Origin of the sequence: Promicromonospora citrea (genome assembly GCF_013004695.1) — a bacterium.
Taxonomy (GTDB): Bacteria; Actinomycetota; Actinomycetes; order Actinomycetales; family Cellulomonadaceae; genus Promicromonospora; species Promicromonospora citrea.
The window spans coordinates 1-15,089 of the sequence record NZ_JABEMG010000057.1 but is presented as its reverse complement, the minus strand read 5'-3'; the positions used below and the strand labels follow the sequence as shown (position 1 = coordinate 15,089).

Sequence of the window (15,089 nt, the reverse complement as noted above, 5' to 3'; positions counted from 1 at the left end):
CCCCGGCGCCCGGGGCGGGCACGACGCCCGAGGAGCGGACGGCGTCAGACCGCCGTGAGACGCACCCGCAGCCGGAACGGGGCCGCGTGCAGCCACGCGTCCGGCAGGACGCCCGGCCCGCACGCCGCGCTGCCGACGCCGTGCTGCGCCGCATCGAGATGGAGCCACAGCCGCCCGTCCGGCACCAGCTCGTGCGGGTGGCCCGCCTGGTCGAGCGCGCGGTCGGACCACGGGCGCAGGGACAGCTCGAACCCCTGCCGCGGCCGCCCGGCCACCTCGACCTGGCCGGCCTCGATCCGCAGCCCGGAACCGTCGGCGAACGTGAGCTCGGCGCGGGTGACACCGCGACGCGCGCCGTTCTCCTGCGGGTGCGTGTACCGGGTCTGCCAGTCCGCGACCGGGTGCTCCCACGCGCCGCCGAGCGCCGCGCGCGCCGAGTCGGCGTACGACTCCTCCGGCCCGAGGCCCGCCCAGCGGACGCGCGCGTCGGCCGCCCGCGGCTCCTCGAGCGCCAGCAGGAGCCCCAGCCGCGCCACGCTGCGCGGCGCCGGGCCCACGGGCCGCGCGTCGACGACGAGGTCGACGGCGTCGGCCCCGTCGCCGACCGGCTGCCACCGGGTGCGGACGTCGAACCCGGTACGGACCGCCGGCCCCGACACGCGCGAGGTGACCCGCAGCGCCCCGTCGTCGCCGGCCTCCGCCGCCTCGACCCGCTCGCCGAGCAGGGTCAGACCGGCCCGGTACCACGTCTCGGCGTCGGCCTGCTCCTGCCACCGGGCCGGCTTCCGGTCGTTGTCGGTGGCGGCGCGCCAGGCGTCCACCCGGAACGTGTGCACCGCCCGTCCGGCGAGCGTCCGCAGCTCGCCGCGCGGTCCCAGCAGCGCCGGCCCGGCGCGGAACCCGCCGTCGTCCGTCGTCGTCACGCGGCCCGACGGCGCGGCGAGCGGCGCACGGTCCACCACGAGGAGCTGCCCGGCGCCGAGCTCGAGGCCCGGTGCCGCCCACGGCTCGTCCAGCGCGTCCGGCTCCGTGAGCACGGCGCGCACCGTCCACCACACGGGCTCGGTCCCGGGCTCCGGCAGCGGCAGGTCCGCCGGCGGACGCACGACCGCCTCGGTGCCGGGCTCCAGCACCAGGTCGAGCGTGCCGGCCGCGAGCTCCTCGGTGCCGCGGTGCAGCGTCCAGCGCAGCTCGGCGTGGCCGCTGTCGCGGAAGGCGTACCGGTTGCGCACCAGCAGCGAGCCGTCGTCGCGCGGGTCGATCCGCACCGGCGCGTACACCGCCGCCAGCTCGGTCAGGCCGGGCGAGGGCGTGCGGTCGGGCAGCAGCAGGCCGTCGGCGATGAACGTGCCGTCGTGCAGCGCCTCGCCGAAGTCGCCGCCGTACGCCGCGTACTCGACGCCGTCGTCGTCCGTGCGCGTGAGGCCGTGGTCGATCCACTCCCAGACGAACCCGCCCATGAGGCGCGGGTACCGGTCGAAGAGCGCGTCGTAGTCCGACAGCCCGCCCGGCCCGTTGCCCATCGCGTGCGCGTACTCGCACAGCACGAACGGCAGCGTGCGGCGGCGGCCGTCGGCGTCGGCACGCTCGAACGGGGGCTCGACGCCCTGACCGATGAGCGCGACCTCCTCGGTCGGCGCGTACATCCGCGAGTACACGTCCACGTGCTCGCTCGACCAGTCGCCCTCGTAGTGGATCGGCCGCGTCGGGTCGAGGTCGCGCACGGCCTGCGCCATCGCGGCGACGTTGCGCCCCCTGCCCGCCTCGTTGCCGAGCGACCACAGGACCACGCTCGGGTGGTGGGCGTCGCGGCGCACCATCCGCGTCACGCGGTCCACGAGCACGTCGGTCCAGGCCGGGTCGTCCGTCGGGTTGCCCACCCAGCCGTCGACCTCGAACCCGTGCGTCTCCAGGTCGTTCTCGTCGACCACGTACAGGCCGTACCGGTCGCACAGGTCGAGGAAGTGAGGGTGCGGCGGGTAGTGGCTCGTGCGCACGGCGTTGACGTGGTGCCGCTTCATGAGCAGCACGTCCTCCAGCATCCGCTCCGGGGTCAGCGAGCGTCCGCGCAGCGGGTCGAACTCGTGCCGGTTCACGCCGCGCAGCGTCACCGGGCGGCCGTTGACCAGGAACACGCCGTCCTCGACCGACACCGTGCGGAACCCGACGGCGAGGGTCACGGTCTCGGTCGCTGTCGACACCACGACGTCGTACAGCCGCGGCCGCTCGGCGCTCCACGGCTCGACCGCGGCCGTGAGCTCCTCGCCCGCGGCGCCGTCCAGGCCGAGCTCCGGCACCGCGACCCGCGCCGCCACGGCGCCGGCCGCGCCCCCGACGGCGGCCGCGTCGACGCGCAGCGTGCCCGTGCCGGTGGTGTGGTCGTAGGCCGCGTGCACGCGGACGTCGTCCAGTCCGCCCTCGGGCCGGTGCTCGAGCGACACGCTGCGGAAGATGCCGGACAGCCACCACTGGTCCTGGTCCTCGACGTACGAGAAGGCCGACCACTGCGTCACGCGGACCGCCAGCAGGTGCTCCTCGCCGGGCCGCAGGTGCGCGGTGACGTCCACCTCGGTGGGCAGGCGCGAGCCGTGCGACGTCGCGAGCACCTCGCCGTCGACCGCGACCTGGAACCAGGAGTCCACGCCCTCGAACCGGAGCAGCGTGCGGCCGCCGGCCGGCCAGTCGGCGGGCAGCCGCAGCGTGGTGCGGTACTCGCCCGTCGGGTTCTCGTGCGGCACGTGCGGGGCGTCGACCGGGAACGGGAAGACGACGTTCGTGTACGCGGGCGTGCCGTACGGCCACGCGTGCGGCGCGCCGGCGAGCTGCCAGTGCCCCGGCACGGCGAGCCGGTCCCAGCCGGCCCCCGGGTCGGCCGGGTCGACGCCGGTCTCCGCCTCGGGGAAGAGCCGGAACCGCCACTCGCCGTCGAGCGACAGCACGGCCGCGTCGCCCGAGCCGGCCGGAGGCCGGAACCGCGGCGGGACGACGCCGTCCGGCGGGGCGACGGTCTCGTGGGCAAGGGTCATGACTCCTCCAGGCGGCGTCGGTGGGGGTCGGTGGGGGTCGGGCGCGGGCGCCCGTCGCGACGCTACACGGATCCCGTTCATCGTTGAAGGCGCTTTCCACAGGCGGGCAGGGCCGCCCGGTCGCACCATGGGGACATGGCCCGCCTGCTGCACACCGTCCGCTCGGCGGTCGCCCCCGTCACACGGACGCGCGCCTTCCGCCGGGTGGGCCCCGTGGTGCTCCCACCCGCCGAGCGGGCGCTGGCCCGTCTCTCGGGCGGGCGTCTGCAGGTCAGCGCGCTGCTCGTGCCGTCACTCGTGCTGCACACGACCGGCGCCCGGTCCGGCCGACGCCGGTCGACCTACCTCATGTACACGCCGGAGGGCCGGGGCCGCGCGATCGTCGCGGGCTCGGCGTTCGCGCAGGAGCGCCACCCCGCCTGGACGTACAACCTGCTGGCGCACCCGGACGCGACCGTCAGCCTCGGCGGCAGGCAGATCCCGGTCCGCGCGACCCTGGTCGGCGACGACGAGCGCGACGCGGTGTGGGAACGCATCGAGCGGCAGTGGCCGGGGTACCGCGGCTACGAGCGGTCGTCCGGGCGCACCGTGCGGCTGTTCCGGCTGGAGCGCCGGGAGCCCGGCACCGGCTGAGGGCGCGGGTCGGGCAGACTGGGCGCGCACCCGCTCCTGGAGGAAGGAACCCGCATGCCCTCGACGTCCCGCCTGGGCCGCCTGTTCGCCGTCGTCGCCTGGATCGAGGCGTTCACCTGGGCCGGCCTGCTGGTCGGGATGATCCTCAAGCACGTCACCGGCACGACCGACGCGGGGGTGTGGCTGTTCGGCCGGCTCCACGGAGGGGCGTTCGTGCTCTTCGTCGTGGTGACCCTGGTCGTGGGGACCCGGCTGCGCTGGGGCTGGTTCCGGACGCTCGTGGCCCTCGCGTCGTCCGTGCCGCCGCTCACCACGGTGCTCGCCGAGCGGTGGTTGGAGCGCTCGGGTCACCTCGCCGCCCCGGAGGACCGGATCGCAGCGGACGCGACCACTGATCCCGCGGTGCGCAGCGAGCTCGCCAGCTGACTACCTCGCCAGCTGACTACCTCGCCAGGTGACTACCTCGACGGGGTGTGCCGAAAAGCACGTGGCTCGCGCGGCGGGGGTGGCATAGCATCGAGACGACGGCCGCGCGGCGTTCAGCCCGGCCGTCCCCACCGGACACAGGAGCGAGAGATGCGGGTCTTCACCGCGGGATGCGAGGCGGCCGTCCAGGCCTGCTCGGTCAGCACCCGTCCCCGCGTCGCAGCTCTCTGACCTCACCGCACGGCACGCCCTCGCGCGTGCTGCGGCCGGACGTCGGAGGGCGGGCGCGGCGTCGCCCCCTGCCCTGCCGCCTGCCGGCCCGGTGGCCTCCGCGCCGAGGTGACCGTGGCGCCGTCGTGCACGTGCGTGCCGACGGCGAGCGCCGGTGGCGGCCTCCGAACGACCGGAAGCCGATACCTCATGAATCCCCTGACCGAGAAGCAGATCCGCGCGTCCTTCGTGAACGCGAGCAAGCGCGAGGCCGCACAGGCCACCCTTCCCGACCTGTCCGAGATCGACTGGGAGCAGCTCGACTACCTGGGCTGGCACGACCGCAAGGCGCCGCTGTCCTCGTACGTCGTGCTCGAGCTCGACGGGACCCCGACCGGGGTGCTGCTGCGATCCTCCGACGCCAAGACGGGACGCGCCCGCTCCAAGGGCGTGTGCGCCTGGTGCGAGGACGTCGTGGTGACCGACGAGGTCTCCCTGTACGTCGCGCGGCGGGCAGGTGCCAAGGGCCGCAACGGCAACACGATCGGCACGCTGATCTGCACCGAGTTCGTCTGCTCGCGCAACGTGCGGCGCACGCCCACGTTCACCGAGGCGGGCAACGACCCGGAGATGCGTGAGCTGATCACCGACCGCCGCATCGCCGGTCTGCGCGAACGCGCCGCGCGGTTCGTGGCAGAGGTCGGCAGCACGCGCTGACCCTCGCGTCGGGCGCACAGGCCCCGGAGGCCTGTGCGTCCGACAGGCGCGGGTGCGGCCGGAGGGCGGGTGCGGGGACGCACCAGCGGCGGCTCATGCGGCACGCAGCCGGGCGGCCGCGGCGACCGCCGCCTCGCACCACGCCACGGCGGGCCGGTCGACGGCGCCGTGCACCACGATCTGGCGGCACAGCTCCCCGAGGCCCTCGGTCGCGGCCTGCTCGGCGTCGACGCCGGGGAAGAGGCGGTGCACCGAGTACACGACGGCCCGGCGGTGGGCCGCCCACTCCGCCGGGTTCGAGGCCAGGCCGGAGGACCGGGCCGGGGTCACGGTCTGCGTCGTCTGCGTCATGCCCTTCACACGCGCGACGCGACCCGATGTCACAGCACTTCGGGTCAGGAAATCCGGAAGTCTTCCCGTGCACGGGGTGGATGTGGTCGGATGCGGTCATGCCTCAGCGGATAATTCGGGACGAATCGGTCGCGCTCGACGACCTCACGGGGCTCGTCTCCCTCACCGAGCTGACGAGCAGCCCCGACCAGGAGGCCGCGTACGCCGCGCTGCACGCGCAGTGGGGCCCGGTCGCGCCGGTCGAGATCGAGAGCGTCGGCGACGCCGTCGTACCCGGCTGGCTGGTGCTCGGGCACCAGGAGAACTGCCACGTCATGCGCTCGGAGGCCCAGTTCGCCAAGGACCCGCGCACGTGGCGCTGGAACCAGGAGGACCTGCTGCCGCCGGGCACGGCGATCTCGACGTTCGCGCCCGCGGAACCACGCCCGGCCTCGTTCCACCACGACGGCGAGGAACGGCGCCGCCTGCGCGAACCGCTGGACGACGCGCTGGCCGCCCTCGACGAACGGCGCGTCCGCGAGCAGACCCGCGACATGTGCGCCCGGATCATCGACCGGATGGGCGAGTCGGGTTCCACCGACCTCGTGCGCGCGTACTGCCAGCCCGCCGGGTTCCTCGCGATGACGACGCTGCTCGGCTTCGACCTCGAGACGGGCGGCCGCCTGATGACCGACTCGGCGACCGTCGTCGTCGGGGACGGGGACGAGGTGGCCGCGGCGCAGGCGCGCGTGGCCGGGACGATCCTCGAGCACATCACGCGGCGCCGGGCCCACGGCGGCAAGGATCTCGTCGCGCACATGGCGGTGCACCCGAACTTCGCGCACGACGGCGAGATCGCCGCGAGCGCCGTCGTGCCCATGCACGCGGCGGCCATCTTCCTCACGGCGTGGATCACCCAGACCGTGCACCTCGTGCTGTCCGACCGGACGCTCGCCGCGCGCGTGGCGGGCGGGCGCATCACGCTCGACGGCGCGCTCGACGAGGTGCTCTGGCGGGAGTCGCCCATCGCGCAGTCCCCCGCGCTGCGGTTCGCGCGCAACGACGTCGAGCTGGGCGGGCGGCTGATCCGCCAGGGGGACGCCCTGGTGCTGTCGATCGCGGCGGCGAACGCCGACCCGGCCGTGCACTCCGACGACCCGTGGGACGAGGTGGACAACCGCGCGCACCTCTCCTGGGGAACCGGGCTGCACCGGTGCCCGGCTCCGCGCCAGGCACGGCTGATCGCGGGCGTGGCGGTCGACGAGCTGCTGCGGAACATGGACGTCACGCTGCACGTGCCCGACGAGGGACTGCCCTGGGCGCCGTCCCCGTGGGTGCGGCACCCCGCGCGCATGCCGGTGACCTACCGGCGGGCGACGATGAGCGGCACCGAGACCGACTGAACGGGACCTGGGTGCGACGGGAGTCGGGCGCCCCAGGAGCCGGCCCGACGACACCGCCCGGCTCCCGCCGTGTCCCCCCGCTCAGTCCCCGAGCAGTGCGGGCAGACGGGCCGGTCCGTTCGCGACGAAGCCGGGTACCTCGCCGAGGTCGGCGTCGGGGTCGGCGAGCCGGAGTCCCGGGAACCGCTCGAACAGGGCGGGCAGCGCGATCTCGGCCTCGAGGCGGGCGAGCGGCTCGCCGGGGCAGTGGTGGGCGCCCGCACCGAACGCGATGTGGGTGCGGTCGGCGCGTGCGGGGTCGAAGACGGCAGGCCGCTCGTGCAGCCCGGGGTCGCGGCCCGGGGCGCCGAACACCGCGATGATCGGGTCGCCCTGGGCGATGGGCACGCCGCCGAGCTCGAGGTCCTCGACGGCGAACCGCAGCGGGATGTAGACGACCGGCGGGGCCACGCGCAGCGTCTCGTCGACCACCGCCTCCCAGGTGACCTCGCCCGCGCGGGCCGCCGCGAGCACGTCCGGGTGCGTGAGCAGCAGGCGCACGGCCGAGGCCAGCAGGTTCACGGTGGTCTCGTGACCCGCGATGAGGCCGAGCTGGGCGGTGCCCGCCGCCTCGGTGACGGGCAGCTCGGCCGCGAGCACGCTGGTCAGGTCCTCGCCGGGCTCCTCCCGCTTGGCCTCGACGAGCTGGATGATCAGGGTGCGCAGCGCGAGCTGGGTCGCCAGCGCGTCCTCGGCGGTCGCGCTCGTGTCCATGAGGACGTCGGCGTACCGCCGCATGTCGGTCCGCTGCGCGTCGGGCACGCCGAGCAGGTCACAGATGACCTCGATCGGGATCGGGTAGGCGAACTCCTCGCGCAGGTCCACGACGGCGCCGTGGGCGCCCGCGGCGGCCAGGCGGTCGAGCGCGCCCGCTGTCGCCGCCTCGATCTTCGGCTGCATCGCCCGCGTCCGGCGCGCGGTGAAGGCGCGCGCGGCGACCTTGCGCAGGCGCCGGTGCTCGGCCCCGTAGGAGTTGAACATGGACTTGCTCGTGACCCAGGTGAACAGGGGCCACTCGCGCGTGATCTCGCCGTTCACGAGCGCGGTCCAGTGCTGGTGGGAGTCCTTGGAGACCCGCGGGTCGACGAGCAGGGGGCGCAGCAGCGCGAGGTCGGTGACCGCCCAGGCCTCGACGCCTCCTGGCAGCCCGACGCGGGTCACCGGGCCCCGGGCGCGCAGGCGCTCGACCTCTTCCAGCGGCGCCCTGCCGGCAGCATCCAGCACCAGGGTTTCCACGAGCTCTCCTCACGACGACGGACCGACGGGGCACAGTCTTTGCCGAGATGCCCGCTTTGTCCATGTCCGATCGAGGAGTCGGGCGCGATCAGGGCAGCGTGAGGGTGCCGACCAGCGCGCCGTCGCGGTGCTCGAGCTCGAACCCGATCCGCTCCAGCGCGCGACGAGCCGCGGCGTCGTCCGGGGACGCGCCGGCGACGAGCCGGCGGGCGTCCATCGTGCGGGCCGCCGCCATCGCCCAGTAGGCGACCTCTCCCGCGATGCCCCTGCCGCGGTGCGACCGGCCGAGCCAGAGCCCCACCTCACGCGCCGCCGGGTCGTCGTCGACCAGGGCGAGGCGGGCAGCGCCCGCGATCCGCCCGTCGGCCGCGACCGCCCAGGTCACCTCGGGCACGGGCGCCTCGAGCGACACCCGGCACCCGCGGTGGTAGGCGCGGAACGCCTCCTTGCGCGGCTCGGTCCAGACGGGCCCGGTGGCTGCGGGCGCCTCGGCCGGCAGAGCCTCGCCCGGCAGGGCGTCCGCGACGGCCACGGCGAGCAGCCGCTCGAGCACGTCGTCGTCGACGGGGAGCAGGTCGATCATCAGCTGCGATGTCACGTCGCGGATGATAGCCGCATGTCGTAGTGGTTCAGAGTGGTGAAAGTTTCAATCACCTGGTTGCAGGCGGTTCACGCGTCCCGGGCGTAGTCCACGCGGTCGAGGCCCAGCCAGGCCGCGAGCGCCTCGATCTCCGCGTGCACGGCGTCCATGGTCGCGCCGTCGAACGGCAGGTCCTCGTGCACCGCGAAGACGTCGAGCACCCCGCGCTTCCGGTCGGCCTTCGCGTCGAGCTTGCCGACGAACCGCTCGCCGTGCAGGACCGGCAGCGCGAAGTACCCCCACCGCCGCGCGGCCTTCGGCTTGTACATCTCGAGCACGTACTCGTAGTCGAACAGGTCGAGCAGACGGGCTCGGTCGGCAGCGGTCGCGTCGAACGGGGACAGCAGGGCCGTGCGGGGCTCGAACGGCTCGTCCGCGCGCTCCAGCAGCTCGGGGTCAGCGCGCCACTCGCCGTCGACGCCCTCCACGACCACGGGCTCGCCCGGCAGGTCCACCCACCACGCGCCGTCGCCGGAGCGGCCCTGCACGCGCGGCCGCGTGACGCCCTCGGCGGCGAGGCGACGGTCGAGACGCTCACGCACCGCCTGGTCGAGAGGCACCGGGTCGACGCGCGGGTACACGCGCTCGGCGAGGTCCCACAGGCGCTGCCTGCCCTTGCGGCCCGTGATCGCGAGGCGGCCCTGCATGTTGAGCGCCTCGAGCATCTCGGCGACGCTGCGCCTGCTGCTCCACCCCTCGGCACCCCACGTGTAGGGCACCCGGGCGGTGTCGGGTACGTCCTTGGCGAGCACGGGACCCTCGGCCTCGACGAGCGCGAGCACCTCCTCCTGGAACGCGGCGTTGTCGTCGAGCCACGTGCGCATCGTCTCGTTCCGCGGCCAGCGGGACATCTCCTCGAGGTACAGCGGCAGGTCGTCCATCGACCGCACCGTGCCGCGGAGCTGGAACAGCATGCGGTCGGCGATCGCGTCGTCCACCGCGCCGGGCCAGCACGACCCGCCGAGCCGTGACCACGCGACGAGGTCCACCGCGGGGGCCACGGCCGAGGTCGGGTCGACCGCGAGGTAGGTGAGGTCCTCCACGAGGTGCACGAGGTCGACCGGCCGGTGCGCCTCGAGCAGCTGGGCGCGCAGCAGGATGCGCCGCGCCTGCTGGACGGTGAGCCGGTGAGGGGCCATGCCGCGAGGATACGGAACGACACCGACACGCCACCCGCTCAACCTTTCGGCGCCCTCGTCCGTGAAGGAGTCATGAGCATGCCGATGGTCGCGGGGCGCTCGAGCCCCGACAGGGTCGACGCGGTCGACGTGGTGGTCGGTGCGGGCGCACCGGCGGAGAAGGAGGCCGAGTTCGCCGCCTTCATGGCCCGGTCGGCGCCGGCGCTCGCCCGGACCGCCTGGTTGCTGTGCGGTGACGCCCACCAGGCGGAAGAGCTGGTCCAGCAGGCCCTGATCAAGACCTACCTGGCCTGGCCGCGGGCACGGCAGGGGGAGCCGCTGGCCTACGCCCGCCGCGTCCTGGCCAACCTGCGGATCGACGGCTGGAGACGGCGGCGGCGCGAGCTCCTCGTGGCGCCCGACGCGCTGCCCGACGTCGTCGAGGGCGGGCCCAGCGCCGCCGAGCGGCACGCGGAGCGGGACCGCCTCGTGCGGGCCCTGCTCACGCTTCCCGCCCGGCAGCGGCGGATCGTCGTGCTGCGGCACCTCGAGGGTCTGCCGGCGCAGGAGGTCGCCGACACGCTGGGAGTGTCGCTGGGCACCGTCAAGTCGACGGCGTCCCGCGGACTGGCCCGACTGCGCGGCGTCCTGCAGGCCCCCGACACCACCACGGACGAGAGGAGCGGGTCATGAGCCCCGACGAGCAGTTCGCCGCGGACCTGCGGGACCAGGTCACGCGTGTCGCCCCGACCATCGCCGTCGACGTGACGCGGGTGGTCCCGGCCGCCCGGCGACGACGCGTCGCCCGGGCCGGCGGTCTCACCCTGGCGGTCGCGCTCGCGGCGGGAGGCGGCACCTGGGCGGCCACGGGTCTCACGCCCCGGGACACCGCGCTGCCGGGTGGTGCGGCCACCGTGGTGGTGAGCTCGCCGTCGCCGACGCCGAGCGGCCCGCCCGCGACGTCCCCCGAGGGTGACCGGCTCGTCGACGAGCCGGGCAACCCGGTCGACGGCGCCGTCGTGCCTCCCGCGGACTGGCGGGACGCGAGCTACCTCCACGTGGTCGTCCGGGCGTCCGGGGGAAAGGAGGGCGAGGACGGCCCGGACACGCCGCTGCGCATCGAGCGCTGGTACGGCGACGGCGTGAGCTTCGAGCACACCGCCTCCGGACCCGTCCCCGCGAACCTCGGCCCCTACCTGGGGATGGAGGGCGAGCAGCCGATCAGCCTGACCTGGGCGGAGGTCGCCGCGCTGCCGACCGAGCCCGCCGCTCTCCACGACGCGCTGGTCGGCACGTACGAGAGCACCGGCGTGGCGCAGGACGCGGCGCTGCTGGCCGCCGGCCGGCTGCTCACGGACACGCCGGCACCGCCGGACGTCCGCGCGGCGGCGTGGGAGCTGCTCACGAGCTCGCCCCGGGTGGAGGTGACGGCCGGGGTCGAGGACTCGGAGGGCCGCGAGGGCACCGCGGCGACGTACGTGCTCTTCGACCGGACGACGACCCTGGTCTACGACGAGGCGGGCAACCGCCCGCTCCAGCTGGAGTCGGCCATCGGCAAGATGCACTCCGTCGACGTCTACCTGACGAACGAGCTCGCGCAGCTGCCCGAGGCGGTCGCCGACGCCGTCCCCACCGTGCCCGACCTGGTCGCGGGGACCGTGGACGACGCAGCGGTCGCCTGTGCACGCGAGGAGCTCACCTGCCTCGCGGTCGACGTCCCGTCCGACACCGTGCCGCCCGGTGCGGTCGTCGCCACCGAGCCGGCGGCCGGCGCGCTCGTCGACCGGGGTTCGGTCGTCACGCTGCACGTCTCGACGGGTCCCTGAGCCCGTCCGCCACGGCCCCGGCACACGGGCTCCGCCCGAGCCCGTAGCCTGGGGCCGTGGCCCACGCCTATCGCACCGCAGCCCGTGTCGACGCCCCTGCCGACGTCGTCTGGCGCCTCCTGTCCGACGTGGAGGGCATGCCGGGCTGGACGCGGTCCATGACGCGCGTGTCGATCGTCGACGGCGACGGGCTGGCCGTCGGCACCCGGGTCGAGATCGAGCAGCCCGGGCTCCCGCGCGCGACGTGGGAGGTGGACGGCCTCACCGACGGCCGGAGCTTCTCGTGGTCGAGCAGCTCGCCGGGCGTGCGCACCGGGGCGGCACACCTCGTGACACCGCAGCCGGGCGCCGGGTCCGACGGCGGGGAGGCCTGCGACGTCACGCTCGTCGTCGCCCAGAGCGGCATGCTGGCCGGGCTGACCAACCTGGCGCTCGGACCTCGCGTCCGCGAGCTGGTGGACACGGAGCTCGCCGGCCTCGTGGCCGCGGCGGAGCGTGCCGCGGGACGCCGGACGGCGCCGCCCGAGGCCTGACACGCCACGACGCGCCGGCGTGTCACACCCTTTCCCGAGGACTTCTTTGCCGCGCAAAAAAGGCCGAATTCCGTGCAGAAAGAGGCGGTGCGCTGCACCTTGACCGCGGTCGAAAAGTTACGCGGTATTTGAGCACGCCGATACTTCACAACAAACGTTATCTGATCGAGACAAGGCCGTGACCCGTATGTAGCGTCGGATCCGTTGCGCCACCGGAGGCGCGACCGCGGGCCCCATTCCCCCGTCAGGTACGGGCCTGCGACACCGGCGACTTGGAGAACTTCGGTGAGTACCACCGTCCGACGCGGGCGACACCGCGCCGTTCACGCTCCTAGCACTCCTCTGATGACCGTGACCCGTACCGCCGCCCGCTCGGGCGCGCTGATCGCGGCATCGTCCGGACTTCTCGCGACGGCTCTCGCACCCAGCGCACACGCCGTCACGGGAGACGGTTCCCACCGTCTGGCAGGCGTCGACAAGGCGACGCTGACGCAGCAGCAGGCCCGTGAGGTGGCGACGGCACCAGCCGTGCAGGTCGCCAGCGACGCGACGCTCGAGATCGAGACCGACGTCGTCAAGGTCACGCCGGCCCCGGAACCAGAGCCGGAGCCGGAGCCCGTGGTCGAGGCCACGGCCCCCGCCCAGGCCGAGGCCGTGGTCCAGCCGGCCGAGCAGGTCACCCCGGACTACGCGTCCGACGGGTCGATCGGTGCGCGGGCCGTCGCCATCGCGATGCAGTACATCGGCATCGCCTACACGTACGGCGGCGAGTCGCCCGCGACGGGCTTCGACTGCTCGGGCCTCGTCAAGTACGTCTACGCCCAGCTCGGGGTCGACCTGCCGCACTCGTCGGCCTCCATGGTCTCGGCGGGCTACCAGGTCTCCTCGCCCATCCCGGGCGACATCGTGTGGACGCAGGGCCACGTCTCGCTCTACGCGGGCGACGGGATGGTCGTCGAGGCGGCCAACTACGGCACCCCGGTGCGCCACACCGCCCAGTGGCAGGACTACGCGGTCTACATCCGCCCCTACTGATCCGCCACCGACCTGGCCCGCCGCCAGGACGTCGGACAGGCCGGGGCGAGCTCCTCCCGCCCCGGCCTGTCCGGCCGATCCCCCGGCCCGCGCCGCTACCTCAGTACGCGACCGCGGCCGCCGCGTCGACGATGCCGTAGCCGTACAGCGGCGTCCACACCCCCACGAGGCCCAGCAGCGGGTCGCGGGAGGTGGACAGGATCGCGTCCTCCACCTCCGTGACGGACCGGCCCTGGCTGTACAGCAGGGCCGCGACGCCCGCCACGTGCGGTGTCGCCATGGACGTGCCCGCGTAGGAGTCGTAGCTGCCCCCGCCGCAGACGTCGGAGCCCGTGCCGACGGGCACCGTGGACCACACGTCGCCGTCGCAGCCCGTCAGCCCGCCGGAGCCGCCGGGCGCCGAGACGCTCTTCAGGTCGAGCTTGACCGGCAGCTCGGAGTAGAAGGAGTGCACGCGCGCCGAGTCGGTCGCACCCACGCAGATCGCGGCGCTCGTGAACGCGGGGTCGCTGCACAGCGGCGTCGACGAGTTGCCCGCCGCCGCGACCGTGAGCGCGCCCTTCTCCCGTGCGTACGTGATCGCGTCGCGCATCAGGGTGTCGACGCCGAGGATCGTCAGCAGCTGCCCGCCGGGCGCCGTGCCCAGCGAGAGGTTGATGACGTCGGCGCCGTGGTCGGCCGCCCACCGGATCCCGTCGGCGATGTCCTGCGACGAGCCCGAACCGCCCTCGAGCACCTTGACCGGCAGGATCTTGGCCCCCGGCGCCACACCCGCCACGCCGATGCCGTTGTTCGCCACGGCCGCGACGATGCCGGCGACGTGCGTACCGTGCTCGTCCCCGTCGTTCGTCCCGTCCGGGCCCCTGAAGTCCCCGTTGCCGCACGGGCGGGTGCCCGCGCAGCCGGTGAACGTGGCGCCCGGCAGGAGCCTGCCCGCGAGGTCGGGCTGCTTCAGGTCGACTCCCGTGTCGACCACTGCCACCACCGCGCCCGTGCCGGTGGTGACGCCCCAGGCGGCCTCCGCGTTGATCTGGTCCAGGCCCCACTGCTTGTCCCGGAGGGGATCGGCAGCCGCGGCCTGCGCACCCGGTGCCACGGCGATCAGCGCTGCCACGGCGAGCGCCGCGGAGGTGGCGACGCCGACGAGTGACTTCCTTGTCATGTATGCCCCCATTGCTCGCACGAGGGCTGATTGCCCCCGAACTGGGGCAAACCTAGGGCTAACGGACGTGCGCGACCAGGGGGCCGAGCGAAGGCGGGTGAAATTTACCCCATCGCAATGAGTGCGGGCGCTCCGTGCCGGGACGTCAGGCCCAGGCCTCGGACAGCTCGCCCTCCTCGTCCGCCGCCTCGCGGGACAGCCGGAGCGCCGCCACGGCCGCCCCGAGCAGCAGGGCCACCACCCACGCACCGAGCTGGTGGCCCTCGGGCGTGATCGCGGCGGGCGCGATCTCGCCCCACACGACGCGGACCGCCCCGAGCGGCTGCTCGGTGAGCGGCGAGCCCGGCCAGAGGTTCTCCTGGACGGCCACGAGCGCGGCACCGGTGGCCTGCATGACCCAGACGGCGCCGGCGGTGGGCAGCCAGCCGAGCAGCTCGATGGGCCTGCTGTCCACCGCGAGGCCCAGCGCGACCCCGAGCCCGACCGCGAAGATCCACCACGTGCTGTGCGGCGTCACGGGATGCCCGGGCACGAAGCCCCAGAGCCACCCGTCGAGGAGCACCACCGGCAGCGCGAGCGCGACACCACGCAGCGGCGCCGGGCCCAGCCCGGCGAGGAGCCCGAGGCCGAGGCCGGCCAGACCTGCGACACCCGTCACGACGAGCATCCACACGGGCGCCCCCTCGTGCGGCAGCCCGCCGCGCGCCGCCAGCCACCACGTGGCGCCGCCGGCGCCCGCCATGGCGAGCAGCGTG

Annotated in this window: 15 protein-coding genes; 8 read left to right on the top strand and 7 right to left on the bottom strand. The window is 74.6% G+C overall.

Going from position 1 to position 15,089, the window contains the following annotated elements:
• Nucleotides 1-44: 44 nt before the first annotated feature.
• Nucleotides 45-3,026 (bottom strand): glycoside hydrolase family 2 TIM barrel-domain containing protein, encoded by a 2,982-nt coding sequence (locus HLB15_RS12450; RefSeq protein WP_171106090.1) that lies wholly within the window; start codon nt 3,024-3,026, stop codon nt 45-47.
• Between the two features lie 135 nt (nt 3,027-3,161).
• Here HLB15_RS12450 and HLB15_RS12445 point away from each other — a divergent pair, with 135 nt between their 5' ends.
• The 3 genes from HLB15_RS12445 to HLB15_RS12435 all read left to right on the top strand — a co-directional run bounded on the left by HLB15_RS12445 (nt 3,162) and on the right by HLB15_RS12435 (nt 5,012).
• Nucleotides 3,162-3,659 (top strand): nitroreductase family deazaflavin-dependent oxidoreductase, encoded by a 498-nt coding sequence (locus HLB15_RS12445; RefSeq protein ID WP_171106089.1) that lies wholly within the window; start codon nt 3,162-3,164, stop codon nt 3,657-3,659.
• 54 nt (nt 3,660-3,713) lie between these two features.
• The gene (locus HLB15_RS12440; protein WP_171106088.1) at nt 3,714-4,085 is read left to right on the top strand and encodes a DUF3817 domain-containing protein; all 372 of its coding nucleotides are present in this window, start codon (nt 3,714-3,716) and stop codon (nt 4,083-4,085) included.
• A gap of 420 nt (nt 4,086-4,505) precedes the next feature.
• Nucleotides 4,506-5,012 (top strand): FBP domain-containing protein, encoded by a 507-nt coding sequence (locus HLB15_RS12435; RefSeq protein WP_171106087.1) that lies wholly within the window; start codon nt 4,506-4,508, stop codon nt 5,010-5,012.
• Between the two features lie 93 nt (nt 5,013-5,105).
• Here HLB15_RS12435 and HLB15_RS12430 read toward each other — a convergent pair whose 3' ends face one another.
• Entirely contained in the window at nt 5,106-5,363 is a 258-nt protein-coding gene (locus HLB15_RS12430; protein ID WP_171106086.1) for a hypothetical protein, read from the bottom strand.
• 98 nt (nt 5,364-5,461) lie between these two features.
• On the opposite strand from HLB15_RS12430, the gene HLB15_RS12425 reads away from it, so the two are divergent.
• Nucleotides 5,462-6,745, top strand: a complete 1,284-nt coding sequence (locus tag HLB15_RS12425) for a cytochrome P450 family protein (protein ID WP_171106085.1) — start codon at nt 5,462-5,464, stop codon at nt 6,743-6,745.
• An 81-nt stretch (nt 6,746-6,826) separates the two neighbouring features.
• On the opposite strand, the gene HLB15_RS12420 is transcribed toward HLB15_RS12425, so the two are convergent.
• The 3 genes from HLB15_RS12420 to HLB15_RS12410 form a co-directional block, all read right to left on the bottom strand.
• Nucleotides 6,827-8,020: a cytochrome P450 family protein gene (locus tag HLB15_RS12420; protein ID WP_171106084.1), complete on the bottom strand. Its 1,194-nt coding sequence runs from the start codon at nt 8,018-8,020 to the stop codon at nt 6,827-6,829.
• Between the two features lie 88 nt (nt 8,021-8,108).
• The gene (locus tag HLB15_RS12415; protein ID WP_171106083.1) at nt 8,109-8,618 is read right to left on the bottom strand and encodes a GNAT family N-acetyltransferase; all 510 of its coding nucleotides are present in this window, start codon (nt 8,616-8,618) and stop codon (nt 8,109-8,111) included.
• A 71-nt stretch (nt 8,619-8,689) separates the two neighbouring features.
• Nucleotides 8,690-9,799, bottom strand: a complete 1,110-nt coding sequence (locus HLB15_RS12410; protein WP_171106082.1) for a DNA glycosylase AlkZ-like family protein — start codon at nt 9,797-9,799, stop codon at nt 8,690-8,692.
• A 72-nt stretch (nt 9,800-9,871) separates the two neighbouring features.
• Between HLB15_RS12410 and HLB15_RS12405 the strand changes: the two genes are divergently transcribed.
• The 4 genes from HLB15_RS12405 (at nt 9,872) to HLB15_RS12390 (ending at nt 13,172) form a co-directional block, all read left to right on the top strand.
• Nucleotides 9,872-10,471 carry a SigE family RNA polymerase sigma factor gene (locus tag HLB15_RS12405; RefSeq protein ID WP_229784912.1) on the top strand — a complete coding sequence of 200 codons (600 nt, stop codon included), beginning with the start codon at nt 9,872-9,874 and terminating at the stop codon, nt 10,469-10,471.
• Nucleotides 10,468-11,604 (top strand): PASTA domain-containing protein, encoded by a 1,137-nt coding sequence (locus tag HLB15_RS12400; protein ID WP_171106081.1) that lies wholly within the window; start codon nt 10,468-10,470, stop codon nt 11,602-11,604. The genes HLB15_RS12405 and HLB15_RS12400 overlap by 4 nt, the downstream gene beginning before the upstream one ends.
• A gap of 56 nt (nt 11,605-11,660) precedes the next feature.
• Complete coding sequence (locus HLB15_RS12395) at nt 11,661-12,137, top strand: SRPBCC family protein (RefSeq protein WP_171106080.1); 477 nt, start codon at nt 11,661-11,663, stop codon at nt 12,135-12,137.
• Between the two features lie 345 nt (nt 12,138-12,482).
• Nucleotides 12,483-13,172 (top strand): C40 family peptidase, encoded by a 690-nt coding sequence (locus HLB15_RS12390; RefSeq protein WP_171106079.1) that lies wholly within the window; start codon nt 12,483-12,485, stop codon nt 13,170-13,172.
• 100 nt (nt 13,173-13,272) lie between these two features.
• On the opposite strand, the gene HLB15_RS12385 is transcribed toward HLB15_RS12390, so the two are convergent.
• Together HLB15_RS12385 and HLB15_RS12380 are read right to left on the bottom strand one after the other, a co-directional pair.
• Nucleotides 13,273-14,334 (bottom strand): S8 family peptidase, encoded by a 1,062-nt coding sequence (locus HLB15_RS12385; RefSeq protein ID WP_171106078.1) that lies wholly within the window; start codon nt 14,332-14,334, stop codon nt 13,273-13,275.
• Nucleotides 14,335-14,479: 145 nt separating this feature from the next.
• A partial coding sequence (locus HLB15_RS12380) for a hypothetical protein (protein ID WP_376699403.1) occupies nt 14,480-15,089 on the bottom strand: 610 nt, incomplete at its 5' end.

Coding starts and splice junctions, on each gene's coding strand:
- HLB15_RS12410 (WP_171106082.1), bottom strand. CDS start 9,799: ATGGCCCCTCACCGGCTCACCGTCCAGCAGGCGCGGCGCATCCTGCTG.
- HLB15_RS12425 (WP_171106085.1), top strand. CDS start 5,462: ATGCCTCAGCGGATAATTCGGGACGAATCGGTCGCGCTCGACGACCTC.
- HLB15_RS12435 (WP_171106087.1), top strand. CDS start 4,506: ATGAATCCCCTGACCGAGAAGCAGATCCGCGCGTCCTTCGTGAACGCG.
- HLB15_RS12400 (WP_171106081.1), top strand. CDS start 10,468: ATGAGCCCCGACGAGCAGTTCGCCGCGGACCTGCGGGACCAGGTCACG.
- HLB15_RS12445 (WP_171106089.1), top strand. CDS start 3,162: ATGGCCCGCCTGCTGCACACCGTCCGCTCGGCGGTCGCCCCCGTCACA.
- HLB15_RS12385 (WP_171106078.1), bottom strand. CDS start 14,334: ATGACAAGGAAGTCACTCGTCGGCGTCGCCACCTCCGCGGCGCTCGCC.
- HLB15_RS12405 (WP_229784912.1), top strand. CDS start 9,872: ATGAGCATGCCGATGGTCGCGGGGCGCTCGAGCCCCGACAGGGTCGAC.
- HLB15_RS12430 (WP_171106086.1), bottom strand. CDS start 5,363: ATGACGCAGACGACGCAGACCGTGACCCCGGCCCGGTCCTCCGGCCTG.
- HLB15_RS12390 (WP_171106079.1), top strand. CDS start 12,483: ATGACCGTGACCCGTACCGCCGCCCGCTCGGGCGCGCTGATCGCGGCA.
- HLB15_RS12440 (WP_171106088.1), top strand. CDS start 3,714: ATGCCCTCGACGTCCCGCCTGGGCCGCCTGTTCGCCGTCGTCGCCTGG.
- HLB15_RS12450 (WP_171106090.1), bottom strand. CDS start 3,026: ATGACCCTTGCCCACGAGACCGTCGCCCCGCCGGACGGCGTCGTCCCG.